At 40.8% G+C, this 25,497-nt stretch carries 25 protein-coding genes and 1 tRNA gene; 16 read left to right on the plus strand and 10 right to left on the minus strand.

The window, feature by feature from the left end; translation table 11 throughout:
• Positions 1-20 precede the first annotated feature (20 nt).
• A complete protein-coding gene (locus AAU57_RS03370; RefSeq protein ID WP_055411587.1) occupies positions 21-2,210 on the plus strand; it encodes a TonB-dependent receptor in 2,190 nt (729 codons plus the stop codon).
• 146 nt (positions 2,211-2,356) lie between these two features.
• Here the strand turns inward: AAU57_RS03370 and AAU57_RS03375 are convergent, their stop codons facing one another.
• Positions 2,357-2,785, minus strand: coding sequence for a Rieske (2Fe-2S) protein (locus AAU57_RS03375; RefSeq protein WP_055411588.1), 429 nt, complete (start codon positions 2,783-2,785; stop codon positions 2,357-2,359).
• Positions 2,786-3,022: 237 nt separating this feature from the next.
• On the opposite strand from AAU57_RS03375, the gene greA reads away from it, so the two are divergent.
• The 7 genes from greA (at position 3,023) to AAU57_RS03410 (ending at position 7,482) form a co-directional block, all read left to right on the plus strand.
• Positions 3,023-3,499 carry a transcription elongation factor GreA gene (gene greA, locus AAU57_RS03380; RefSeq protein WP_055411589.1) on the plus strand — a complete coding sequence of 159 codons (477 nt, stop codon included), beginning with the start codon at positions 3,023-3,025 and terminating at the stop codon, positions 3,497-3,499.
• On the plus strand, positions 3,499-3,903 hold the full coding sequence (locus AAU57_RS03385; RefSeq protein ID WP_055411590.1) for an HIT family protein: 405 nt from the start codon (positions 3,499-3,501) through the stop codon (positions 3,901-3,903). Before greA ends, AAU57_RS03385 begins: the two co-directional genes overlap by 1 nt.
• A 2-nt stretch (positions 3,904-3,905) precedes the next feature.
• Positions 3,906-4,424: an ankyrin repeat domain-containing protein gene (locus AAU57_RS03390; RefSeq protein WP_055411591.1), complete on the plus strand. Its 519-nt coding sequence runs from the start codon at positions 3,906-3,908 to the stop codon at positions 4,422-4,424.
• Between the two features lie 87 nt (positions 4,425-4,511).
• Positions 4,512-4,922 (plus strand): BrxA/BrxB family bacilliredoxin, encoded by a 411-nt coding sequence (locus AAU57_RS03395; protein ID WP_055411592.1) that lies wholly within the window; start codon positions 4,512-4,514, stop codon positions 4,920-4,922.
• Positions 4,923-5,156: 234 nt separating this feature from the next.
• Positions 5,157-5,900 (plus strand): lysophospholipid acyltransferase family protein, encoded by a 744-nt coding sequence (locus tag AAU57_RS03400; protein ID WP_055411593.1) that lies wholly within the window; start codon positions 5,157-5,159, stop codon positions 5,898-5,900.
• Positions 5,901-5,981: 81 nt separating this feature from the next.
• Positions 5,982-6,983 (plus strand): acyl-ACP desaturase, encoded by a 1,002-nt coding sequence (locus tag AAU57_RS03405; protein ID WP_055411594.1) that lies wholly within the window; start codon positions 5,982-5,984, stop codon positions 6,981-6,983.
• Positions 6,984-7,041: 58 nt separating this feature from the next.
• Entirely contained in the window at positions 7,042-7,482 is a 441-nt protein-coding gene (locus AAU57_RS03410; protein WP_055411595.1) for a hypothetical protein, read from the plus strand.
• A gap of 117 nt (positions 7,483-7,599) precedes the next feature.
• Here AAU57_RS03410 and AAU57_RS03415 read toward each other — a convergent pair whose 3' ends face one another.
• Entirely contained in the window at positions 7,600-8,697 is a 1,098-nt protein-coding gene (locus AAU57_RS03415) for an aldo/keto reductase (RefSeq protein WP_055413651.1), read from the minus strand.
• A gap of 118 nt (positions 8,698-8,815) precedes the next feature.
• Between AAU57_RS03415 and AAU57_RS03420 the strand changes: the two genes are divergently transcribed.
• Positions 8,816-10,273 carry a sensor histidine kinase gene (locus AAU57_RS03420; RefSeq protein ID WP_055411596.1) on the plus strand — a complete coding sequence of 486 codons (1,458 nt, stop codon included), beginning with the start codon at positions 8,816-8,818 and terminating at the stop codon, positions 10,271-10,273.
• A 131-nt stretch (positions 10,274-10,404) separates the two neighbouring features.
• Positions 10,405-11,172 carry an enoyl-CoA hydratase/isomerase family protein gene (locus tag AAU57_RS03425; RefSeq protein WP_055411597.1) on the plus strand — a complete coding sequence of 256 codons (768 nt, stop codon included), beginning with the start codon at positions 10,405-10,407 and terminating at the stop codon, positions 11,170-11,172.
• 47 nt (positions 11,173-11,219) lie between these two features.
• On the opposite strand, the gene AAU57_RS03430 is transcribed toward AAU57_RS03425, so the two are convergent.
• The 8 genes from AAU57_RS03430 to AAU57_RS03470 all read right to left on the minus strand — a co-directional run bounded on the left by AAU57_RS03430 (position 11,220) and on the right by AAU57_RS03470 (position 18,412).
• Positions 11,220-12,377, minus strand: coding sequence for a metal ABC transporter permease (locus tag AAU57_RS03430; RefSeq protein ID WP_082438526.1), 1,158 nt, complete (start codon positions 12,375-12,377; stop codon positions 11,220-11,222).
• On the minus strand, positions 12,374-13,486 hold the full coding sequence (locus AAU57_RS03435) for a metal ABC transporter permease (protein ID WP_055411599.1): 1,113 nt from the start codon (positions 13,484-13,486) through the stop codon (positions 12,374-12,376). The genes AAU57_RS03430 and AAU57_RS03435 overlap by 4 nt, the downstream gene beginning before the upstream one ends.
• Positions 13,487-13,793: 307 nt before the next feature.
• Positions 13,794-14,531, minus strand: a complete 738-nt coding sequence (locus AAU57_RS03445; protein ID WP_055411601.1) for a metal ABC transporter ATP-binding protein — start codon at positions 14,529-14,531, stop codon at positions 13,794-13,796.
• Positions 14,531-15,436 carry a metal ABC transporter solute-binding protein, Zn/Mn family gene (locus AAU57_RS03450; protein ID WP_055411602.1) on the minus strand — a complete coding sequence of 302 codons (906 nt, stop codon included), beginning with the start codon at positions 15,434-15,436 and terminating at the stop codon, positions 14,531-14,533. Before AAU57_RS03450 ends, AAU57_RS03445 begins: the two co-directional genes overlap by 1 nt.
• Before the next feature lie 4 nt (positions 15,437-15,440).
• A complete protein-coding gene (locus AAU57_RS03455) occupies positions 15,441-16,184 on the minus strand; it encodes a transporter (RefSeq protein ID WP_055411603.1) in 744 nt (247 codons plus the stop codon).
• Positions 16,181-16,834, minus strand: a complete 654-nt coding sequence (locus AAU57_RS03460; RefSeq protein ID WP_055411604.1) for a metal-dependent transcriptional regulator — start codon at positions 16,832-16,834, stop codon at positions 16,181-16,183. Before AAU57_RS03460 ends, AAU57_RS03455 begins: the two co-directional genes overlap by 4 nt.
• Before the next feature lie 122 nt (positions 16,835-16,956).
• The gene (locus tag AAU57_RS03465) at positions 16,957-17,664 is read right to left on the minus strand and encodes a TerB family tellurite resistance protein (protein WP_055411605.1); all 708 of its coding nucleotides are present in this window, start codon (positions 17,662-17,664) and stop codon (positions 16,957-16,959) included.
• 64 nt (positions 17,665-17,728) lie between these two features.
• On the minus strand, positions 17,729-18,412 hold the full coding sequence (locus AAU57_RS03470; protein ID WP_055411606.1) for an SCO family protein: 684 nt from the start codon (positions 18,410-18,412) through the stop codon (positions 17,729-17,731).
• Between the two features lie 285 nt (positions 18,413-18,697).
• On the opposite strand from AAU57_RS03470, the gene rseP reads away from it, so the two are divergent.
• From rseP to AAU57_RS03500, 6 genes are all read left to right on the plus strand, one after another.
• Entirely contained in the window at positions 18,698-20,035 is a 1,338-nt protein-coding gene (gene rseP, locus AAU57_RS03475; protein WP_055411607.1) for an RIP metalloprotease RseP, read from the plus strand.
• A gap of 103 nt (positions 20,036-20,138) precedes the next feature.
• Positions 20,139-20,212: transfer RNA gene (locus AAU57_RS03480), tRNA-Asn, on the plus strand.
• A gap of 183 nt (positions 20,213-20,395) precedes the next feature.
• A complete protein-coding gene (locus AAU57_RS03485; RefSeq protein WP_055411608.1) occupies positions 20,396-21,586 on the plus strand; it encodes a site-specific integrase in 1,191 nt (396 codons plus the stop codon).
• Positions 21,587-21,770: 184 nt separating this feature from the next.
• The gene (locus AAU57_RS03490; protein WP_055411609.1) at positions 21,771-22,823 is read left to right on the plus strand and encodes a TlpA family protein disulfide reductase; all 1,053 of its coding nucleotides are present in this window, start codon (positions 21,771-21,773) and stop codon (positions 22,821-22,823) included.
• A gap of 6 nt (positions 22,824-22,829) precedes the next feature.
• The gene (locus tag AAU57_RS03495; protein WP_055411610.1) at positions 22,830-23,885 is read left to right on the plus strand and encodes a TlpA family protein disulfide reductase; all 1,056 of its coding nucleotides are present in this window, start codon (positions 22,830-22,832) and stop codon (positions 23,883-23,885) included.
• A 118-nt stretch (positions 23,886-24,003) separates the two neighbouring features.
• Positions 24,004-25,446, plus strand: coding sequence for a TlpA family protein disulfide reductase (locus tag AAU57_RS03500; protein WP_055411611.1), 1,443 nt, complete (start codon positions 24,004-24,006; stop codon positions 25,444-25,446).
• Positions 25,447-25,497 lie beyond the last annotated feature (51 nt).

Raw genomic sequence — 25,497 nt, forward strand, 5'->3', positions numbered from 1 at the left:
TTGAACTAATTTAAGTTCATATGAAACATTTTTCAGTCGCTGTAATTGCCGTTGCGTTAACACTATCCAGCACGGTAACAGCACAAAACCAACAGCCACAAGACACCACCAAGGCAGAGAAGCTTGATGAGGTTCTTGTAAAAGCCGTGCGTGTAGATGCCAACTCACCCATCACACACAGCAACCTGTCTAAAGAGGAAATTGCAAAGCGCAATCTGGGACAGGACATTCCTATTCTCCTCAACTTCTTGCCATCTGTCGTGACCACCAGTGACGCTGGTGCTGGAATAGGGTACACAGGATTGAGGATAAGAGGTGTGAGTTCGCAATCTACTAATGTGACCATCAATGGTATTCCTTATTCTGATGCAGAGTCTTTAGGTACTTTCTGGGTAAACCTGGGCGATTTTTCATCATCTGTAGAAAATCTGCAGGTACAGCGTGGTGTAGGTACAAGTACTAATGGTAGTGGAGCCTTTGGAGCGAGCATCAACTTATTGACTGATGCTTTTTCAAAAGAAGCTACAGGAGAGATTGCTAACTCTTATGGTAGCTTTAATAGTAGAAAACACACGGTTAAATATTCTACGGGATTGATGAATGATCATTTTGAAATCGCCGGTAGACTATCTAACATAGAATCTGACGGTTATATAGATCGAGCCAGCACTTCTTTAAAATCTTATTTCCTGCAAGGTTCTTATGTAGATGATAATCGATTGATCAAGGCAGTGCTCTTTGGAGGTAACAATGTCACGTATCAATCGTGGTTTGGTATCGATAGGGACCAGTTGCGGGAAGATCGCAGGTTCAATCCTGCTGGACAATATGAAGATGAAAATGGAATCACCAGATTTTATGACAATGAAGTAGACGACTACCGTCAGGATCACTACCAGTTGCACTGGAACGAACGTTACAATAGAAACTGGTCCACAAACGTAGGTTTGAACTATACCTATGGCCGCGGTTTCTTTGAGCAATATCGAGAAGATGACGATTTTGCCACCTATGGCCTTGATCCACTTACAGTAAATGGCCAGCAAGTAAACACTACAGATCTTATACGACGCAGATGGCTGGACAATGATTACTATGTGATTAATGCCAGTGCCAATTATAAAAACAACGAGATTGATTTGATTTTTGGGACTTCATTTAGTCATTATGACGGAGATCATTTTGGTGAGATTATTTGGGCGCGTTTTGCGAGTCAGAGCGAGATAAGAGATCGCTATTACGACGGTAATGGAAAGAAAAATGATTTTTCCGCTTTCGCGAAAGCGACCTATAAACTCAATGATCGTGTGCAACTTTATGGAGATCTACAGGTAAGAAATGTCAACTATGAAACATCTGGTATCACTTCTGACCTTGTAGAGCTTGAAGTAGATGAAGACTATACATTTTTCAATCCTAAAGCTGGTATTACCTATAGGCTAAACGACGATAATGATCTTTACTTGTCCTATGCTAGAGCTAATAGAGAACCTAATAGGAATGATTTTGAGAGCAATCCAGAAATCAAACCAGAGAAACTTAACGATTTTGAGTTGGGATGGCGTCACAACAAAGGGAACTTCACCTTTAATGCTAATGGATACTTGATGTTATATGAAGAGCAGTTGACCTTGAGTGGTGAGATTAATGATGTAGGAGCACCTTTGAGAACCAATAGTGGTGAAAGCTATCGATTAGGAGTAGAGTTGGAAGCTATAATACCTGTCACTAGACAACTCACCTTACAGCCCAATTTTACCTTGAGTAGCAATAAGAATGTGGAGACCATACGCTCTTTTGATGGTGGTCTTCAAAACTTAGGCAGTACTGACATTGCTTTTTCTCCTAATGTTATCGCGGCCAATGCCATCGTGTTCCAGCCAGTGAGAGATTTTCAGGTTTCTTTATTGAGCAAATATGTAGGCGAGCAGTTCATGAGCAATACAGAGGCTCAAGCTTCAAAACTCGCCGACTATTTTGTGAACGATATCAATCTAATATATACCATACAGCCCAAATCTATTTTTGACACCATCGTTTTCACGGGTTTGATCAACAATATTTTTGATGAGCAGTATGTCTCAAACGGCTATTATTTCACGTTTGATGATGATTTCTCAAACCCAGGAACCATTGCCACACAAGAAGGAGCTGGATATTATCCGCAAGCGGGAATCAACTTCCTAGCTGGCGTGACGTTTACCTTTTAAGATGAGGTATTAATAGACTGCACAAGTCATAAACATGGAAATCCGATGGTCAGCTCAGCTGATGATCGGATTTTTTATACTCCAATTTGTCAGGAAACTGAAGTGAAACAAAGGCGTTCAAAATCCTATTCGCCGCAAGCATTCCTTTAATTGGACACCACAACGTTATTACCTACACGCGAGACACGATAAGGTTTCATAGGGAATAATTCGGGATCTGTTTGATGCCTGCCGTCAATAATGTTGTACGTGTTGTTGTCATCTGTACAGCTGCAAGTGGCAATAATCCCATTGATATTCATGGACGAGCAGGAACTGGGCGAGTGGTTGGGATCACTCAACTCATAGGCCACAAACTGGTCGTTCCCTAGATGGTAAACCACGATGCCTCTTATGCCTTGACTGCGCACCACAACATAGTTATTTGCAAAATTGAGACTGGAATATTGCGGTAAGTCTGTGTTCAAAGCTGTTTGAAAGGAAAGATCGATCAAAAAGGGATTGCGCCTCGCATCGTCATCACTTTGACAGGCAAATATACACATCAGGGCAAGCGCTAAAAGGATCTTTTTCATAAAGGCACAGCGGTAAGATGCTAAAAATATAACGTTCATTTCCATATTTCGTATATTTGCATAGAAATCCCGCAGCAATCGTGGGATTTTCTGTTTTGTAGAGACCTATGTCTTTGTAAGGGAAGTTCGGATGGTTGTTTCGCTTTCGCGAAAGCGAACTAAACAAAATGTTCACGCTTTGCACCATCATGGTAAGAAAGCCTAATCATCCCGCAAACATCTTAATATTTTATGATCATGAGTAACGTTTCATACTACACTGAAGAAGGACTTAAAAAGCTTAAAGACGAACTTAAACAATTGAAGGACGTCGATAGACCAGCAGCCTCACAAGCCATCGCAGAAGCACGCGATAAGGGCGACTTAAGTGAAAATGCAGAATACGACGCGGCCAAGGAAGCTCAAGGAATGCTGGAAATGCGCATCTCAAAACTGGAGGCTATTGTCTCAAATGCACGCATTATTGATGAAAATACACTAGATTTATCTAAAGCTTTGATTCATAGCACGGTAAAAATCAAAAACCATAACAATAATATGGTGATGAATTACAAGCTGGTAGCGCAAAGTGAGGCAGACCTTTCCAAAGGTCACATAAGTGTAGATTCCCCTATAGGTCAAGGATTACTGGGTAAGGAAGTAGGTGATGTGGCAGAGGTGACCGTTCCAGTGGGAACCATCAAGCTTGAAATCCTTGAGATAAGCAGAGACTAATAATGAGCATATTCACTAAAATCATTTGTGGAGAGATTCCATCCTACAAGGTGGCAGAGACTAACGATTTTTTTGCGTTTCTCGATATCAATCCTAATGCGCCAGGACACACCTTGTGTGTTCCTAAGAAGGAAGTGAACAAATTATTTGACCTTGACAAAAAAACGTACAATGAACTCATGCAATTTTCTCGCAAAGTGGCGTTGTGTCTGCAGGAAGAAGTGTCGTGCAAGCGTATAGGCATGTCTGTCATAGGACTGGAAGTGCCTCACGTGCATGTTCATTTGATACCGTTGAGAGATATGGAAGACATGAGGTTTTCCAACAAGGTTTCACTCGATAAAGAAACCATGCAAGACATTGCAGATCGAGTGCAGGAACGATTTAATAATAGTTATAAATAAAAATGGCAGAAGACAAACAACCATTGGTCCCCTACGATGCGTTGAGACGTATGCGCAGTCTCGTGGACCGCGATGCGACAGAAGAATTAAAACAATTACTGGATGACCACGGCGTGGATGCCAAGGATTCTGACGGTAGAACGGCATTGATGCACGCCTCATTTTTTGGCAAGGAAGAATTGCTGGAAGAATTGATCAAGCGTGGTGCAGATGTCAACCATCAAGACAAGATAGGCTATAGCGCCTTGCATCACTGCAGTCTGGAAAAGCAAACCGGCACCGCACAGATCCTTTTGAACAACTTTGCAGATCCCAACCTACTGGACGAGCATGAGAATGGTCCATTATGGGTAGCTCTCATGAATTCTAAAGGTGACTTTAGACTCGTGCGCCAGCTTATCGAGCATGGAGCAGATCCAGAGATTGAAAACCTATATGAGCGCACTGCAGAAGATCTTGCAGAAACCCTCTACAAAAAGGAGCTGGACGAATTACTTGAAGAAGACGAAGACGAGGAATAAGTCAAGTGCTAATGTGTCATAGTTATAAACGATGGTACAGTAATCGCAGACTCTCTATCAATCCATAACTTTGTAAAAATTTAAATTATGTACCCAGCAGAATTAGTTCAACCCATGCGTGACGATTTAGGAAACGCAGGTTTTGAACACTTATATACGGCAGACGCAGTAAACAAAGCCATCAATAAAGAAGGAACAACTCTAGTGGTTGTAAATTCTGTTTGTGGATGTGCCGCGGCAAATGCACGACCAGGAGCAAAAATGTCTCTTGCAAATGATAAGAAACCAGACCATATCGTGACGGTATTTGCAGGTGTGGATCGTGAGGCAGTCGATGCAGCAAGAGCTGCAATGGTGCCTTTTCCACCTAGTTCACCTAGCATGGCATTGTTCAAGGATGGTGAGTTGGTCCACATGTTGGAACGTCACCACATTGAAGGTCGCCCTGCAGAAATGATCGCAGAAAACCTTAAAGAAGCCTACAACGAGAATTGCTAGAACAGCCATCCTTTAAAATACCAGAAACGCATCCTTTAAAGGGATGCGTTTTTTATTTGGTAGCCATATCAAAAGAGTACTTGAAGTGTATTCAAGAGTTCAAGGCTGCATTAAACCTGTGGAAAAGTTAGCGCTGTCGTATGTACTAGAACAAGAAATTAAATTTACTATGCATGCATACTGATTCATGACGCAATCGATATCGCGCATCTCAAAGCATCCTATCTTTGCCTGATGCAGAAAATTCTTTCGTACCCTTTGTCAGTCATACATCTGGTGTTGTTTTTCCTGATGCTATTGATTTTTCATCCCATCCAATTGATTTGTCACTGGATAGGTGGTCATAACCTACATCAAAAAAGCGTGGCACTCCTCAACCTGTGTTTGATGGGTACGCAACTACCATTATTCAACACCTTCAGCATTACTTATGAGCAGGAATTACCTGTAGGGCCGTCATATATTTTTACCAGCAATCACCAGAGTATGTTTGACATACCACCGTTGATCTACTATTTGAGAAAGTATTACCCTAAGTTTGTGGCAAAGAAGGAGTTAGCAAAAAATATTCCTAGCATTTCCCTTAATTTAAGAATAGGAGAGAACTGCGCCATTGACCGCAAGGATCGACTGCAAGCCTTGAAGGCATTGACGGCATTTGCAAAAAACGTCCATGAAAAAAAACGCAGTGTCGTTATTTTTCCAGAAGGAACCCGTAGCCGTACTGGCGTGCCTAAACCTTTCCAGCGTGGTGGATTATTGACTATTTTTAGTCATGTGCCAGATGCTGTTGTTGTGCCTGTTACTGTAAACAATAGCTGGAAAGTCGACAGATATGGTAAGTTTCCCTTTGGGATAGGCAACCATATAAGCGTTACGGTGCATAAACCTATGCCTATAGCGGGCGCAGATCCTAATGAAATTATAGAAGCGGCACAATCTGTGGTACATAGTAGTATCACGAGTACTGCCGTTTAAGTGCAGTATAGTTGTTAATGTTTCGCTTTCGCGAAAGCGTACCAAGCTCAAAATCTTACCTTTACAAATCAAATTTTTAAAATGGTTCAACCCTTAAAAAATATTCGCATAGAAGTAATGCAATCACTGGAGTCCAAGGTGGAGTCCTTCATGGACAAGTTCCTGATTCCGGTAGAGAAAATTTGGCAACCTACTGACTTTCTTCCAGATTCCCAGGCAGACGGATTTCTAGACAAGCTTAAGGAAATGAGAGAGTTGGCAAAGGAGCTACCTTACGATTTCTGGGTGACGCTCGTGGGCGACACTATTACAGAAGAGGCACTTCCTACCTATGAATCCTGGTTAATGGATGTAGAAGGCATCAACCAGATGGAAGGAAAAGGCAATGCTTGGTCTAAATGGGTGCGCCAGTGGACCTCTGAAGAGAATCGCCACGGTGATGTACTTAATAAATACCTTTATTTATCTGGTCGTGTCAACATGCGCGAGGTTGAGGTGACTACCCAACACTTGATCGCAGACGGTTTTGACATAGGTACAGATCGTGATCCTTACAAGAACTTTGTATACACTAGCTTCCAAGAGCTAGCGACTTACATATCACACAACCGTGTGGCAAAAATGGCACGTGAGTACGGCAATACCGCTCTATCACGCATGTGTAGAATCATTTCTGGTGATGAGATGCGCCACCATAAAGCCTATTCCACCTTTGTGGATGAGATCTTTAAGGTTGATCCTAGCAATATGATGATTGCCTTTAAAGAAATGATGGTACATAAGATTGTGATGCCAGCACACTTTTTACGTGAATCTGGACAGACCATAGGTGCCGCATTTGAAGATTTCTCAAATAGCGCACAGCGCATAGGTGTCTACACAGCTCAAGACTATATTGATATCCTACAAAATCTTATCGATCAGTGGAACATCAGCAATATGTCTGAACTTACTGAAGATGCAGAGAAAGCTCGTGATTACTTGATGAAATTACCAGCACGCATGGAACGCATCGCACAACGCATGAAAATCCCAGCAGAGTCCCATAAATTCAAATGGGTACAGCCAGCATTGGTATCTTAATAAGTAAATCCTTGAATTAATTTTCAAGGATTTTTTATTTTTAATCAAACTCAAATTGATGAAACCCTTTGTTCTTTTCTTGTTTTTATTGGGTGCTGCGTCAATTGCTGTTGCTCAAAATACTGAGATAATTGACAGGCAAATTGAAGAAATAAATGAAAACCTATTTTCATTTTCTAAGAGTGTAGATTCCACTGAAACCTCGATTACCAAAATCTGGAAAAAAGGTGATGAGATCGTCAAGGTCTTTCAGCAGTATGCATTCAAGGAATGTATTTTGACTTCAACACTTTATTTTGCAGATAGTAGACCTATCAAAGGGATTGAAACAGAAAAGAATGAAACAAATGAAAGAGTTTCTCATCAATTAACAGCCTACGTTACTAGCCATGACTTGAAGAATGGTGAGCATACATATCAGGTAATTGAGGAAGGAAAGCGCTCGTGTTCAGATATGTATTGTAGTTACGACAGTATGTTTTATCTAGGCGATTTATAGATCCACATGCAATTCAAAAACTCCCATCGAGGCTAGCCTCGATGGGAGTTTTTAATTTAAGCCTTTTGCTTTTATAAGAGTTTAAGGTCACTGAGCGAAGTCGAAGTGACCACAATACTACCCAATCCTCAAATCCTTCCAATAGCCATCGGGTTTCAAGCCTACCTTAGTATCTGGATAGATGCGTTCCTGCATTTCCGGCTGGAAAAAGGTGTACGGATAAGGAATATCTGGCGCGCTGGCATCATTTAACTTCTTCATCAATTCGGCTGGAATATTAAAATCCAGCGCTTTCATATTGGCTTCGATCTGACTCATTTTAGTGGCGCCTACAAGGACACTCGCAACACTTGGTTGATTTGCCGTCCAGTTCAGTGCCACGCTCGCCATCGGCTGATTGATTTCCTCACTTACCTCGTGCAGCGCCTTGACAATATTCCAGTTGCGCTCATTGTCCTTGGAACTTACCTCGCCACCATTATCGGTAATATGTTTAAGACGACCTTCTACATCACTTTGATCATCAATGCCGGGTTTGTATTTACCAGAAAGTAATCCGCCACCTAGCGGCGACCACGCCATGATACCAGTGTTCATATCTTGGCACAAATCGATATATTCATGTTCAATCGTGCGCTGGATCATGGAATATTCCAGCTGCAATGCACTTATAGGTTCATAATTATTGTAACGTGCGATCATCTGCGCCTTGCTGGCGTACCATGCCGGTACATTGGACAACGCATAATGCAAGATTTTGCCTTCACTTACTAAATCATTGAGCGTGCGCATCACTTCTTCTACCGGCGTCATGCGATCCCAACAGTGCATGACGTAAAGGTCGATATAGTCGGTTTTGAGTCGTTTTAGGGATTCTTCCAGCGTACGGTGTATGTTTTTACGCGAGTTACCACCACCATTGACGTGACCGTTGGGACTGGTGTTAAAGGTGAACTTTGTCGCCAAAACGATTTCCTCGCGATTCTTGCGCGCTTGCATAAAATCTCCCAAAAATTCCTCGCTGCTGCCGCCCGTATACATATCTGCAGTGTCCACAAAATTGCCGCCGTTATCCAGGTAATAATCAAATATCTTTTCGGCGTCTGCTTTCTCATTTCCCCAACCCCATTCTTTACCAAAGGTCATGGTTCCCAGCGCAAGCCTACTCACGCGCAGTCCCGTATTTCCCAATGTATAGTATCGTTCCAAAGCCATAATCTTGTTTTTTGGTTTAAGATAGTTTCGCTTTCGCGAAAGCGGACTAAAAGCCATCTTAAATTTTCAAATCCATCATCGAGGCACGACTGGCTCAATAATTGCTACATTTAAAGCCATGAAATTGTACCGAAACAGCCTGCGCAACAGGATCTTCTTCTCCATGATCCTGTTGACTCTTATCTCCAGTATTTTGATTGCTGGAATGTCGATCTACCAGTTTTCTGAACAAGGGAAAGATTACCATAACAAGCGACTGGAACGTAAGGAAGCAGCGGTGCTGGAGAGTTTCAAATACGAGCTTAGAAAAACGGACTTTGTGGTCAACACGGCCAACTTGCCCATTATTTTCAGGACTTTGATTTCTGATATAAGCGACATTCATGAGCTGCCCATCAACATGTACGATTTGCGTGGGAACTTGATCAAGACCAGCAGCAGGGAACTCACTACAGATAGCCTACGCCGCCATATCGATGCAGAAATCCTTAGGGAACTCAAGAACTCTGATTCTGGTAGATATGTAACGCAGTTTGAGGACCATAATGAAAATTACCGCTCCAGTTATACCTATTTAAAAGACAACCAATTCAAGAATATTGCGATCATTCACTTGCCATATCTGGAGAACGATGATTTTATAGACTATGAATTGCGAGAGTTTCTATACCGCATAGGTATCGTCTATATTTTGATGATTCTATTTTCCATTTTGATCGCTTACGTGTTGTCTAAATACATTACTAAATCCATTAGGGAAATAAGCGAACGCATCAAGAATTTGAGCATTGCTAAACGCAACAAAAAGATTGATGTGGATGTATCTGGAACTGAAGAAATCAACACACTAGTAGAATCTTACAACGGCATGGTGGATGAGCTGGAAGAAAGTGCGGTCAAGCTGGCGACCAGCGAGAGAGAACAGGCCTGGCGAGAGATGGCAAAGCAAGTAGCGCACGAGATCAAAAATCCGTTGACGCCCATGCGTTTGACCGTGCAAAGTTTTGAGCGCAGGTTTGATCCTCAAGATCCAGAAGCAAAGGAAAAACTAGCCGAATACTCCAACTCACTCATTGAACAGATTGATGTGATGAGCAACATTGCAAGTGCCTTCTCTACGTATGCCACCATGCCGGCACAGCAGTCTGAAGAGACTAATGTCCCTAAGATCACGCAACTGGCGCTGGACATCTTCAACGATTCACATATAGAATATTACGAGGACGCACCAGAGCTGTATGCAATATTTGATCGCACGCAATTGATACGTGTGGTGACTAATCTGGTCAAAAACGCCATACAGGCAGCACATCCAGATCGTGATCCTAAAATTATTGTATCAGTAACTCATGATAAAAATAATATCTATCTCAAAGTAACCGATAATGGTACCGGCGTCTCGCCAGAAAATGAGTTCAAGATCTTTGAGCCTAAGTTCACCACAAAGAATAGCGGTATGGGCTTGGGTCTTGCCATGGTCAAACAAATCGTAGAAAACTTCAATGGGAACATCACCATGCAAACGGATTATGGTTACGGCACGACCTTTACCGTTTGCCTGCCTAAAAGTAAATAGGTAAGTAACACGACAAGAAATCGTGTGGATTTCCTTAAAGCAGCACTTAATCGCCTGCGATAAAGTCTCAAATCCCAAACACGGAACTCTCAAATTCTCTGTATTTTTGAGAAGAACCAAAATAGAACACCATGAATAACATCATCGTTGATATAGAAAACAAGATTGCTACGATAACCATCAATAGGCCTAATAAACTCAATGCGCTCAATAAGGAAACTATTGAAGAATTGGGAACGGCCTTCGGCGAGTTGGAAGAAAACGAAGATGTACGCGTCATTGTCATGACTGGATCTGGCGAGAAGGCTTTTGTTGCGGGTGCAGATATCTCTGAGTTTGCAGATTTTGATGAGCTGGAAGGAAAAAAACTAGCCGGTAAAGGTCAGAACGATCTTTTTGATGTGATTGAAAATTGTTCCACTCCAGTAATTGCAGCCGTCAATGGCTTTGCTCTTGGTGGTGGACTAGAACTAGCCATGGCAGCGCATTTTAGAGTAGCCAGTGACAATGCGAGGCTAGGCTTGCCAGAAACCTCCTTAGGCGTCATTCCTGGTTATGGAGGTACGCAGCGTTTGCCACAATTGGTTGGTAAAGGCCGTGCTATGGAAATGGTAATGACGGCAGGAATGATCGATGCCCACCAGGCGTTGACGTACGGTCTGGTCAATCATGTGGTCTCGCAGGAAGAACTATTAGACTTTACCTATGGCATCGCCAAAAAAATCATGCGCAACAGCCCTATGGCCATTGCCGCGGCCATTGATGCGATTAACGCCGGCTTTGTCGATGGCACTGATGGCTATCAGGTAGAGATCGACAATTTTGGGAGCTGCTTTGGGACTGATGAATTTGTGGAAGGAACCACAGCCTTTTTGGAAAAGCGTAAAGCGGAGTTTTAGTTCGCTTTCCTGTCTGCCGACAGGCAGGCGCGAAAGCGAAACATCCATCAACCCCTAAATAAGAAAAAATCGTCCTTCATATCTTCGATCTTCTCATCCTTGTTGGTGATGATGTATTCAAGAGCTTTTTCGGTAAATTCCAAGCCTTTTTTTGTTAAGGAGACCACCTGATTTTCTATGGTGATCATATTATTTTGTTCGGCGAGATCGAGTACCGATTTTGCTTTTACTTTGCGCCAATTGATGTGTTCTTGCAAATGTGAGACATGGCGCTCTTCCAGGCTATCATGATTATTAAGGTGCAATAGGAACGTCAATAGTGAAACTTCTTTGCGCTGTCTGTTTTGACGTAATAGTATGGCGATCAATCCTTTACTCGGTGCAAACAGATAAATCGCAAAGAATAATATTCCCAAAACCGTGGTGATGGAGCCAGAAATAGACGCGTCCAGCCATTTTGCAAACCAATAACCACCGATGGCACTACCAACGCCAAAAAGCAAAGACAACCACAGCATCTTTTTTAAATCTGTGGTCAACAAATAGGCCGCAGCGGCTGGTGTGATCATCAAGGCGACCACTAGGATCGCGCCTACCGCATCAAAGGCGGCAACGGTAGTGACAGAGGCCACACTCATCAAACCATAATGTAACACCACCGGTGAGAATCCTAGTGCCGATGAAAGTCCTATGTCAAAGGTGCTCAGCTTCAATTCTTTGTAGAAGGCGAGTAAGAGTCCAACAGTAATCACCAAAATCGTTGAGATAACCCATAGAGCCTTGGGTCCTGCATCTGTTCCGCCTATGTAAAGTCTATCAAACGGTGCAAAAGCCAATTCACCCAACAATACGGCATCTACATCCAGGTGAACGTCATTGGCGTTTTGGGCGATAAGAATCACACCAATGCTAAACAGCGCTGGAAAAACGAGGCCAATAGCGGTGTCCTCTTTAACCAGTCCAGTTTTTTGAATCATTTCTACCAGTACAACGGTAATGATACCGCTCACAGCTGCCAAAAGGATCAGCCACGGTGAGGCAAGATCTTGCGTGATCATGAACCCAATTACGATTCCCGGTAAGATCGAGTGACTTATCGCATCGCTTATCAATGCCATTTTACGCAACACCAGAAAAACTCCTGGAATCGCACAGGCAGCAGCGGTAACTGCAGCGATAAGCTGTATTTCTATCGAAGGGTTCATGATTCTGGAAGATTAGTATTGTACAAATTGGATGCGGTTTCAAAACCAGAATGGGTCATTGACCATTGATTTCCATTAATTTCTATCCAGTGTTTATGTTCCAGTTGTGACAAGGTGTTTCTAGTAAACCCTTGGAAATTGTTCAGGATTTTAATGGCGTGTGGTCTGGAAATATCATCGTGCTTGCGTACGATGGTATACATGAAATAGAGTGTTTTTTGCAGTTCGAGTTCGCGGCGGTTGCGTAACAGGCGCAGTTGTTTAAAGAGAATCCCACGACCTGGCGAGAAGATGAATGAAACTGCCACAAATACAGCGGCCACCAAAACTATAACCGGACCCGTAGAGAGATTGGGCTGACTCGCGCTTATAGCCGTTCCAAATACTCCTGAAAACATACCGAAAATCGCCGCCAGCAAGACCATAACGCTTAAACTGTTGGTCCACTGTCGCGCTGCCGCCGCTGGCGCCAGCAACATTGCACTCATCAAAACCACACCAACGGTTTGAAGACCGATAACGATCGCCAGCACGATAAAGAAACTAATCAGGCCATCAATAAACTTGGTATTGAATCCTAAGGTCATGGCGTAGTTCTTATCAAACAAAAGCAATTTAAATTCCTTCCAAAACAGCAACATTACGATCAAACTAACGCCCGTGACGACCGACATCAACATCACATCACTTTCTACTAAAGTTGCTGCCTGTCCAAACAGATATTTATCCAGTCCAGCTTGATTGGCATTGGGTTGCTTTTGAATATAGGTCAGCAATAACATTCCAAAACCGAAGAACAAGCTCAAAATCAAGCCTAGAGCCGTGTCGGTTTTTAAATGAGTTTTTGTAGTGATCCCACGAATCCACCAAGTACCTACCAGTCCACTCACTAGAGCACCTAGCAAGAGCACATTTGAATCCTTGGCACCTGTAATTAAAAAGGCAATAGCGATACCTGGCAAAGCGGCATGAGAGATGGCATCACCTAATAGACTTTGCTTGCGCAACACGGCAAAACTTCCCAGCATACCACATATAGCACCCAGCACGGCCGTTCCCAGCGTGATGGTGCGTAGTGTATAGTCCGTGAAGTATTGTGTGATATCCACTATGATTTTTTATTTCTTACTCTGATTATTATTCTAAAAAAATGATAAACTAAGTAAATGGTAACATGAGAAAATGCAAATGACAATCCCATGATAAAAACAAAAAAAGCTCCTGGACCGGTTATAGCTTCTTCATTGCTGAACACTTTAACCATTACGGCAAAGTATAGGAAGTATACAAGTGCATGAATTTTATATTCTAGCTTTGATCCACCGTAGATATATCCTAGCAAAATAAGAACAGGAATAAGCATATAACAGAAATACAAAAACAGAAAATAAACTGGGAAAATAAATTCTAAGAACGTCATTGCTGCACCGCTACTTTATAATTGATACCGTATGTTTTCGTCAAATTATCATCATTGAAAATATCCTTGACAGGTCCGGTCGCGATATGCTTCACGTTGAGGAATGTTACCCAATCAAAATATTCTGGTACGGTTTGCAGATCGTGGTGCACGACAATCACGGTTTTTCCTGCCTTTCTCAACTCCTTCAAAATGTTAATGATGGCAATCTCTGTCGTAGCATCAACACCTTGAAAAGGCTCGTCCATAAAATAAATGGCAGCATTTTGAACCAAAGCTCTTGCCAAGAAAATGCGTTGTTGCTGCCCACCAGAAAGCTGACTTATCTGCCTGCTTTTGAAAGTCAGCATACCTACTTTTTCCAGTGCCTCTAGGGATTGTTTCTTTTCTTTGGCGCCAGGTCGTTTGATCCAGCCCAGCGAGCCGTAGGTTCCCATCATAACCACATCCAGTGCCGTGGTTGGGAAATCCCAATCCACGCTACCTTTTTGTGGTACATAAGCGACTTTATCGCGTTGTTTTGCGTATGGCTTTCCATAAATAGCGACAGATCCCGCAATGGGATCGATGATGCCTAAAATGGACTTGATCAACGTGGATTTTCCCGCGCCATTAGGTCCTACAATAGCCATCAATACACCTTCTGGAATGGAAAGGTCGATGTCCCAAAGCACTGGTTTGTAATTGTAGGCGACGGTTAGATCGTCTACCGCAACTGCGATTTTATCTTCCATTACTTTAAGGCGTTAACTATGGTTTCTACATTGTGTTGGTACATTCCCACATAAGTACCTTCTGCAGTTCCTGCGCTGCCTAGCGCATCGCTGTACAATTCACCGCCTATGCTTACCTCATGGTTTTGGGCTTTTACAGCGGCTTGCAAGGCCTCAACTGTACGTCGCGGTACGCTACTTTCTATAAAAACGGCTTTTACTTTATTATCGATGATAAATTGAGTGATGCGCTGTACATCCTGCACACCAGCTTCTGTAGCGGTTGAGATGCCTTGCAACCCCACGACCTCAAAGTCAAACGACCTACCGAAATAATTAAAGGCATCATGCGCAGTAACCAAAATACGTTTGTCTTGAGGTAACTCATTGATTTTGGCAGTAAGCTCTGTTTTTAATTGCTGGATCTTTTCAAGGTACGCATCACGGTTAGCGACATAATAATCGGCGTTTTCTGGGTCTGCTTTTGATAGCTGCTGGCTGACATATGCGGTCATCGTTGCCCAATAATCCACATCAAACCAAATGTGAGGATCGTAATTGCTGGCAAAATACTCGCTACCTATCAAAGTCTTTTTGTCCAGCGCATCGCTTATGGCGATCGTATTCTTTCCCTGTGAAGCCATTTGCTCAAAAACCTCTACCAGCTTTCCTTCCAGGTGCAGGCCGCTGTAAAAAATGATGTCTGCATTAAATAGTTTGGAAACATCGCCTTCGCTCGCCTTGTACAAATGTGGATCCACGCCACTACCCATCAATCCTTGTACGTTTACTTTATCACCACCTATGTTTTCTACCATATCAGTAATCATGGTGGTGGTGGTCACGATGTTAAGTTTTCCATTGCTCTCTTTGTTGGCACATGAGGCAAGGAATATGGCTATTATTATATAAATCGAATTTTTCATAAAGCTAGATAATGGTGTAGGTAAGTCGCACGCTCGCGAGTATGGTCTGGTTGTTATTCAAGCCACGGCCAGCATTCAAGTCCAACTGTATGGTAGGCTTAAAAAAATGGCTGATGCCTATATCAAAATAATGCATTGCGACACTGTCTTTAGGGAACTCGCCATAGACCTCAGTGTTCAAACCCCATTTTTCAAATGGCAACCAGTTGTGTGCAAGTATGTATAAGGGTAAAATATCCCTTGAATCGCCACCGGTAGCCGCTCCAATGTTTGCAAGCAACGCATGTTGATCATTAAGTTGATGCAGCCCCAACAGCCACAAATCGTAACCTAAATAATCAGGTTTGTTATCGCTGCTGGCAGTAAGCGGCAGAAACACATGACTCATGACCGAAACCTCTGGAAATGCTTCGGTTTGCTGTATGAATCTATATTTAGCACCTACTTGTAAAGGAGTTGTCCCTTGCAACCGGTCATTAATGAGCAGGCCATTCTCACGTGTTTCAGACGAGGTTATATCGATCCCTAATCTAAGTTCTAGGTTAGGCACGATGCCGTAAAGTAATAAGGTATTGTTGTAGGCGATCTCGCTTTCGCGAAAGCGTAACTCACGACTTTCTGTATAAATAGTGGCGATCTGTGCTTGAAACTCGCCAGGATTCATCGTCGTTGCGGGCTCTACCACTTCCTGGCCATAAATGAAGTTGACCAAAAAAGATAACATGATGTAGAGCAGTGGTCGCATCATGTTGTTTTTAAATAGATATTGCTGGCGATGCTTTCTGAAATGTGCAGCGTTTTATGGTCGGTTTTAATAAGAAACGACCCGTCAAATTCCTCACGCTCCAAAACCTCTACCTTGCTACCTAGCTCTATCTGGTGTTTGTCCAGATACTTTAGAAACTTGCGAGAAGTGTCTACAACACCAGTGATAACGCCATGATCGCCCTTAGCAAGTTGGGCCAAAGGAACTTGCTGCACCTCTTCATAATTCCCATCACGGTCTGGAATAGGGTCGCCATGCGGATCTTTCCTGGGAAAGCCTAAATGTTTGTCCAACTCATCAATGAGTTTGCGGGATTGTATATGCTCCAGCTGTTCTGCCACGTCATGAACCTCGTCCCAGTTAAAACCTAGTTTTTCTACCAGAAACACTTCCCACAACCGGTGCTTGCGCACAATCTGGTTAGCATGATCCATTCCCAGTTTTGTGAGCCTGGAACCTTTGTAGGGAATGTATTCGGCAAGATTTTTATCTGCTAGTCTTTTGAGCATATCTGTAACAGATGAGGCTTTGGTATTCATCTGTCCCGCAATTTCATTAGTAGATACCAGCGCATCGCCCTGCTGCAGGTGATTTATGGCTTTGATATAGTTCTCTTCTGATACTGAGTGCATGCGGCAAAGGTAAATTATTAATTTGAACGGTAAAAATATATTTTTAGTCTTGTCTAAAAACAGAGGCAAATAAAAACCTTAATCATTAATCGATTAAGGTTGTAGTGATTAGCCATTAAGATTTACACCATTCCGCGTTCTTTCTGGATGGTTTCATAGGCTTCCTGCACCTTGCGGAATTTTTCCTCGGCGCCTTTTTTGTAAGCCTCGTCCATATCAATAAGTTTGTCTGGATGGTATTTTTTAGCCATGGTACGGTAAGCCTTTTTCACTTCATGATCTGGCACAGATTTGTCGATCTCAAGGATTTTGTAGGCGTTGTCCTGATCCTTGACAAACATGGCCTTGATGGAGATAAAATCACGCTGAGTCAATCTCAGATAACCAGCAATTTGCTGTAGCATGTTCACTTCTGGAGAGCTTACATGACCATCTGCTTGCGCGATACCAAATAGAAAATGCAGAATCTGCAACCTGGACTCATATCGGGTTCTGGCATTGAGGTATTGACAAACTCTAGCAGGATTGATCTCCCTTTTTTTTACGACCTCATTGAATACCTTGAAAATCGCATTAGCGCGATCTTTACCATAGCTGCTTACAAAATACTGTTGTACGTACTGTATCTCATTTTGCGTGACCTTGCCATCAGCCTTCATGACGATGGACGAAAGTGTCAACAAGTGCAGCTCAAAATCTTCTGGACTTACTGTGGTAGAGCGCTGCTGGAATGGTGCTCCAGTGCGCTGGGTTGTGGTGGAACTATTTACAAATAGCGAGTACAACCATCGCAATACCAAGAAAAGAAAAATATAACCGAAAAAGCTCATGGATACAATTAGCCCGCAAAAATAAGGAATACACTAACGGCTTTCAACGCTTTGTAAAATGTTCTTATTCCTCAACTTGATAACTCTCCTTAAGCACATAAATATCCTCAATGAGTGCTTTGATATCTTCTTCATCAGTACCGTCATAGGAACGACCACGTAGGCGACCTTCTTTGTCCACCAGCAAGAAATTCTCTGTGTGGATCATGGCGTTCTCGCCGCCATATTTATTCTTTTTGGCAGCTAGGTAGGATTTTCTTGCCAGATCATAGATCTGTTTGCGATCGCCTGTGACTAGGTTCCATTTGGCATCGATCACACCTTTGCGATCTGCGTATTCTCTTAAGACCTGGACACTATCAATCTCTGGAGTAACACTGTGCGAGAGTAACAGCACCTCTGGATCATTTTTAAATTCTTCCTGCAGCATCGTCATATTTTTGGTCATCACGGGACAAATGCTGGGACATGTGGTAAAGAAGAAATCGGCTACGTAGATTTTGTTTTGATAATCTGCCTGGGTAATCGTGTCTCCATTTTGATTGATCAACTCAAACGGAGCAATTTTGTGGTATTTCTTAACAAAAAGCATGCTGTCGTCCACTAATGAAGGATCAAACTGGTCTGGTTGTAGCACGGCAAGCTGGCGATCTGGAGTGAGCGCATATTGAAATGCCGCCAAAATCCCACCACAAAGCACCACCATAAAAAGGATGCGCCACTTGTTATGTATCAAAAATTCTTTCATCGTTCAGCTTAAATACAAAATTACGACCTTATTGTAAGTTTAGTGGTGTATATAAGGCTTTCCTAACATAATTATGGCCTCTATTGAAGCTGGAATTATTAGGGCAGCTGATGGGAATTTCGCTTTCGCGAAAGCGAACTAACCACAATCAAACTTTCAAAAAAAAACCACCTGTATGGCAGGAAGATCAACAGCGGCATGGATGATGTTATCTGTTAGTTTTGAGATTTTTGCTTTTACAAAGCCGAATCCCTTATTTTTGCCGCTTGAAAACCGATTAGACACATGCATCCCACGATTGTATTGATTATTAACTTCTTGATGAGTCTTTCCCTGCTCATCGTTCTTCACGAATTAGGTCATTTTATACCAGCCCGACTTTTTAAAATCAAAGTAGAGAAGTTCTACTTGTTTTTTGACATCAAATTTTCCCTTTTTAAGAAAAAGATAGGCGAGACCGTTTATGGAATAGGATGGTTGCCACTAGGTGGTTATGTCAAGATCGCCGGAATGATTGACGAGAGCATGGACAAGGAGCAAATGGCGCTACCACCACAACCATGGGAGTTTAGATCCAAGCCGGCGTGGCAGCGATTGATCGTGATGCTGGGTGGTGTGATCGTTAACGTGCTCGTAGGGTTTATCATTTATGCCGGGATCATGTATTCTCAGGGAACACAGGTGGCTCATGGTGATGATTTTAAGTACGGTTTTGGGTATTCAAAAACCCTTGAAGAAGTAGGTTTCATGCAAGGAGACCAACCTATGCTCATCAATGGTGATACGCTTGAAAATGCATTGGACCTCAATAAAATGCTTGTGTTTAGAGATGTTGAGACCGTTACTGTTTTGAGAAATGGCGCACCTGTAGAGATCAACATTCCTGAGGACATAGGCGATCGAATGTTTGAGGATGGTATCATGGGAAGACCAGAATTTAGATATCCATTTGCTATAGATTCTATTGCTCCTGGTATGCTGGCAGATTCTTTAGGCCTGAAACAAGGAGATGATGTTATCGCGGTTGCAGGAAAACCCATTGAATTTCAAACCGACTTTACTTATGCCATGAATTATAGTGTTGAGCCTGACCAACCTTTTATTCTATCGGTACTTTCAAATGGGAACCAAAGAGACATAGAATTGACCTTATCGCGACCTGAAATCGCAAAAGGATTAGGAGTTTACACCAATAATTTAAGAGAGTTTGCAGACGTGAGTGTTCGTAATTATTCTATAGGTGAAAGTCTGGTTGCGGGTATTTCCCGTGGTTACTGGACCATGCATGACTATATCGCACAGTTCAAATATGTATTTACTAAAAAAGGTGCTGGACAATTGGGTGGCTTTGGAACCATTGCTAAATTATATCCAGACACCTTCAATTGGATTGAATTCTGGGGTACCACGGCTTTGATTTCGTTCATTCTAGCCGTGATGAATATCTTGCCTATTCCTGCGCTGGATGGTGGCCACGTGATGTTTTTGCTGTATGAAATCGTTACCGGACGCAAGCCTGGAGATAAGTTTATGGAGCGCGCACAGATCATTGGGATCTTGATTTTATTAGTCTTGATGCTTTATGCAAATGGTAACGACGTTTACAAATGGTTGTTTGGATAAGAAATCAACCTTTTATTTTTATTGAAAAATATTGGCGTAAAATCCAAAACCTATTATATTTGCATCCGCTTAAGCAAATAGCTTGAGCATGTGTATATCACATTCCTCTTTAGCTCAGTTGGTTAGAGCATCTGACTGTTAATCAGAGGGTCCTTGGTTCGAGCCCAAGAAGAGGAGCAAAATCCCAATCAGCAATGGTTGGGATTTTTGTTTTTACTGATATTCAGTAAGTTACAAAACAATAAGTTCATTAGATAGAAGCTTTTAGCTCAAAATAAGGTAACAATAAGGAACCCATATAAATAAAAAAGGGAACCCATTCTGTATTGTGTCAAATTATTAAAAATCAAATAATTAGACATGAAACATCAAAAACTTTACATCAGGTACTATGCTGTCCTGAACAAACAGAACAACAGAGGTCTTTGCCCAATTTATTGTAAAATCTCATTTGCTAAAGCCATCAAAAAATTCTCAACCGGGATTTTTGTTGACCCTGACCTTTGGTCTAAAGATGATCAGGCTGTAACGGAAGATGATGTTGACTACATCACTAAAAATGGATTGCTACAAACCATTGGGTCTAAACTCCAAAAAATTGAATTAGAGCTGCAATTGGAATCCAAGATCTTAAATATAAGTTCTATCTACGATAGATATAAAGGCGTTAATAGGCAATCAGCCATAAGTGTAACAGAATTCTACGATAACTACGTAAGCAAGCTAGAAAGGCTTATTGACAAGGATATCAAGTTGTCAACCTGGAAAAAATTCAAATATATCAATGACCACCTTGCTCAATTTGTAAAATTAGAGACTATAAAAAATACAGCTATTGATAAGTTGGATATTTCATTTCTAGAGGAATTTGAATATTGGCTAAAAGTGACAAAAAATCAAAAGCAGATAACTATCAATAAAACCATTCAACGTTTTAGAAAACCATTTAAGGCAGCAGTTAGTCAAGGATTACTACCAAAAGATCCGTTTGCTGAGCATAAAACTAAAACAGTGTCAAATAGAGTTGTTTTCTTGACACCTGAAGAGCTTGAGATTTTTGAGAATACTTCATTAATTCAGAGCAGACTTGATTTGGTACGGCAGTTATTTATTTTTTGTTGTTATTCAGGACTAGCGTATGCAGAAATGACAGCATTGAAAAGAACACACATTCAAAAAGGATTTGATGGTAAGGACTGGATAATCATAACTAGGTTGAAAACCTCCAAAACTATTTCTATTCCTTTACTTCCAAAAGCAAATCGTGTACTACTTGATTTAGATTTTTACAATAATAATAGCTTACCTAAACTTTCAAATCAGCGGTTCAATAGCTATTTAAAGGAGATTGCAGTCATCTTAGATATCAATAAAAGATTGACTCACCACACAGCTAGAAAGACGTTTGCATCAACCGTACTGCTTTATAATGATGTTCCCATGGAGATTGTTCAGAAACTACTAGGACATTCTAGTATTACGATAACTGAACAGAGTTATGGCAAGATTTTAAATAAGCAGGTTAGTAGAGAGTTGGCTAGGTTTTATTAAATTGATCAAATAAACTAGAAATAGGAAGATTTAAACCTTAGCCTGTATTATGTCAAGCAGAACCGAATTGAGCTAACTTAAAATAGGAAAAGAACGGGAGATTGGAAAGAGCAACCTATTTGAGTATCAAGGACTTTTTCAACGCTCCTTTTTATATTTAAGTCCAGCCTTAAAACAAATACCTATGAATAAAATCCTACTTGTAGCCTGCTTTATACTAGTTGTTGGTTGCAAATCAGATCAAGAGCCGGTAGAGGAAAACCTTTCGGATCTAAATTTATACCTATCAACGGACGAAGATATTGATAGCGTTCTTATAACTGATATCTATAGAAATAGGGAGAATCATAAAGTTGCCTTTAACGATACTCTTAGATTTAAATTTAAGGACAGTATCAACGATCTCTATAACATCCAATTTATCAAAGATGGGAAAATTGTTTCCAGTCCCATGGGACATTTCCAGATATGGCTAAAAGGCGAGAAGATTCAGTTAAAAGGTACGATTGACAAGAAACTCATCATTGATACCATTATAGGCTCACAGGTACATTATGCACGAGAGGAATACAACAGAGAATCTAGAAAAATATATAAGGATGGAGCGAGTCTAGAGGTAAAAAATGAATTAACGCTCAGAACTATAAAATCTAATATGGATAACCCTTTCTCACTTGCTGTTGCGGATATCTACTATGGTTTGAACCAAAACAATCCAGAGAACTTATATGTATTGTATGAGATTATGTCTAAGCAAGATAAAACAATCAGAGATCACGAATTCTTCCGAGTTTGGGAAAGGGTAAACTCTAGCCTTAACAATATTCCTATAGATTTTGAAAAATACTCTTTTCGTGATATTGAAAATAAACCAGTAAAAATTAATTTGAAGACTGGAAAGAAATATCTAATAGATGCCTGGTTTGTGAATTGTCCACCATGTATTGAAGATCATAAAACGTTCTCTAAAGAACTGAAATTATTTGACTCGGCAGGAATAGATGTCATCGGACTTTCTGTTGATCAAAAACATGAGGTTTGGAACGAATACTTGGAGAAAAACGGATATAATTGGACAAATTATAGAGTTGACGAAAATGAAACCATGGAAGAAATAAACAAGGACTTGAGACTTGGTTCATTTCCAAATTATATGCTGTTGAATACTGAAAGAAAAATTGAATTTTCAACCAATTCATATGAAGAGATCAAAGAATATTTAGAAATCAATAGCTAATTGTGTATGAAAAAAATGATAATACTACTGCTCTGCATATCAATTTACGGTTGCGGCAATGAAAATAAAAATGATCTCCAGGAACTTGCTGATCTGAATTTATACCTGACTACAAATGAAAAAATAGATAGTCTGATCATTTTTGATCTTACACAGCAAAGGGAGTTACATAAAGTAGCATTTACGGATACAATGAGAATCAAGTTTAACGATAGTATAAATGATAATTACCAGATAAAGTTTTTGAAAGACGGTAATCAGATTCCAAATCCGTTCCCATATGACCAGCTTTGGCTCAAAGGTGAGAATATTGAACTTAAAGGAAGGTATGATGGAAAACTCGTGATTGATACACTTATAGGGTCCGACATGCATTATAAATCCCTTGCCTTCAGAAAAAACTTTAAAGAATTAACGAGTCAAAAATCTGACACCGTCGAGATAAATAAGTTTTTGCTCAAAACAGTTTCTGATTTGGGAAGAGATGAGATATTTTCAATGGACGTTGCAGATTTATTTGCAAGGAGAAATCAAAATAATATTGAAGAGCTGAAGAAATTGAATGCCATATTAGAGAAAAAAAATCCACTACTAAAAAACCATCCGATGTTTACATCATACAGGGATACCAAGTCATTAATTGAGAACAAGGTGTTTGATGTTTCTCAATACAGCTTCTTAAATTGGGATAACCAGTCAGAATCGATTGGTATTTCAAGCGATAAAATGATTTTAATGGATTTTTGGTTTGTAGGTTGCACTCCCTGTGAACGTGACCACAAGATAATTGCCAAGGATTTGAAAGCATTGAAAGACAAAAACATTAAACTGGTTAGTATTTCAACTACCCAAGAGTTTGACGTTTGGAAAAATTATCTTCAAAAAAATGAATATGACTGGTATAATCTAAGGTTCAATCCAAACAACTCTGATCGTGAAGAAATGGACAAGGAGTTTTCTATTGAGGGATACCCTACTTATATACTTTTGAATACAGATGGCACGATAGCCCTAAAGATTGGCAATTATCAACAGCTTAAAAATTATTTGAAAATGTCCTGACCATAAACTGTGAAATAGTTGTGGTGTTATGTCAAGCAGAACTTTATCGGGCTGACTTAAGGTAGGTGTTTAGATAGCAATAACTATCTTTTCCAACTTATTCAATAAATCGAGTCCAATGAAAAAATTTATAATTCTTCCCTTTATCGCTCTCTTCCTTTTATCCTGTGAAGAAGATTCGAAGCCATATGAACTAGAGATAAGTGGAGAGAATATTGAGTTTGTTGAAATACTCTATTCAGAAGATGATCTTCTTTTCTACGAGATGGATAGAGATACCATTAAACCGAATGCATCAGGGAAATATATCGTAACAAAAAATATTGAAAGGCCTAAAAACTCAAAGATCATAGTTAATGGCAAGTTCAAAAACAACATCATGGTTCCTGGAGCCAAAAGCAAATTGGTATTTAGGGATTCAGCGGTCGTTTTTGAAGGAACGAACGCCTCTGGACTTAATTTGTTGAACGAATTCGACAGGCCAGAAACACATCGGGTTGGTTCTGGGATCTATGAAAATGACACTACCCTTCAAATGACGCTAAATAAGTATTGGAGCCTTAGAGATTCAGACCTCAAAACTGTTACTGCTCTAGAGAAAAAGGATAGCATCGATAGTGAGTTTAGCGATCTTTTGAAAACAGAAATAAACTATTACTATGCCTACAATATAGATAATATTTTTAGCCAAAGATTCTACGCTGGTAAAGGTGATGATTACAATGAAGTAAAAAAGATATGGGACAGCGTCGAGCGAAGCAATCCACTTGAAGCCGATTATAAATCGACCTACTGGAGAGCTTATGGAGAGTCAATAATGGTCAACAAGCCTTTTGTTGAATCTATAATGAGTGGAGAGGCTTCCATGGATCGTTATAGGGCACTCTTTGAAGCGGATGAAATGAACGACATGCAATATGCTTCAATCAAAGAGTTTCCAAAATCGAAATCAAGGGAACAGATCAGCGCCTTATTTATCTACAATAGAGCTGAGAGGTCAGACAATCCGAAAAGTCTGATCAGACTATATGATGATTTCAAAAACGAATATCCTAAAAGTCGTTATCTATCCTACCTTGATCCAAATATCAATAAGGTAAAAGAGTACCAGAAGGCACTTACTGAAAAGATGCCCTCTGACGCCATTTTTCTAGAAAATAGCGAGATCGCAAACATGGATGAACTTTTGTCAACTTTGAAAGGGGAAAAGTATTTCGTAGATATCTGGGCTTCATGGTGTGTTCCATGTATCGAGGAATTTAAGCATAATGGTAAATTGAATGCTTTGTTGAAAGAAAAAGGCTATAAAAAAATATACATCTCCATCGACCAGCAAGCAAATAAGAACGCATGGGAGACGCAGATCAAAAGCAACCAGTTGTCAGGGATGCATATGATTGCTTCAAAGGATTTTTCGGATTCATTCCATAAAAATTACGGTGAGGTTGGCAGTAATGCTGTTACTATCCCTCTTTATATGATTACCGATGAAAGTGGTAAAATCGTGAATAAAAATGCACCTAGGCCAAGCGATATTGAGAACCTGCGTAAAGTTCTTTAGAGGTAGCATGGATGCCGTTACTTCGCTGTACTTAAATCAATTTATCACTTT

The sequence above is a fragment of the Nonlabens sp. YIK11 genome (assembly GCF_001413925.1).
Classification (GTDB): domain Bacteria; phylum Bacteroidota; class Bacteroidia; order Flavobacteriales; family Flavobacteriaceae; genus Nonlabens.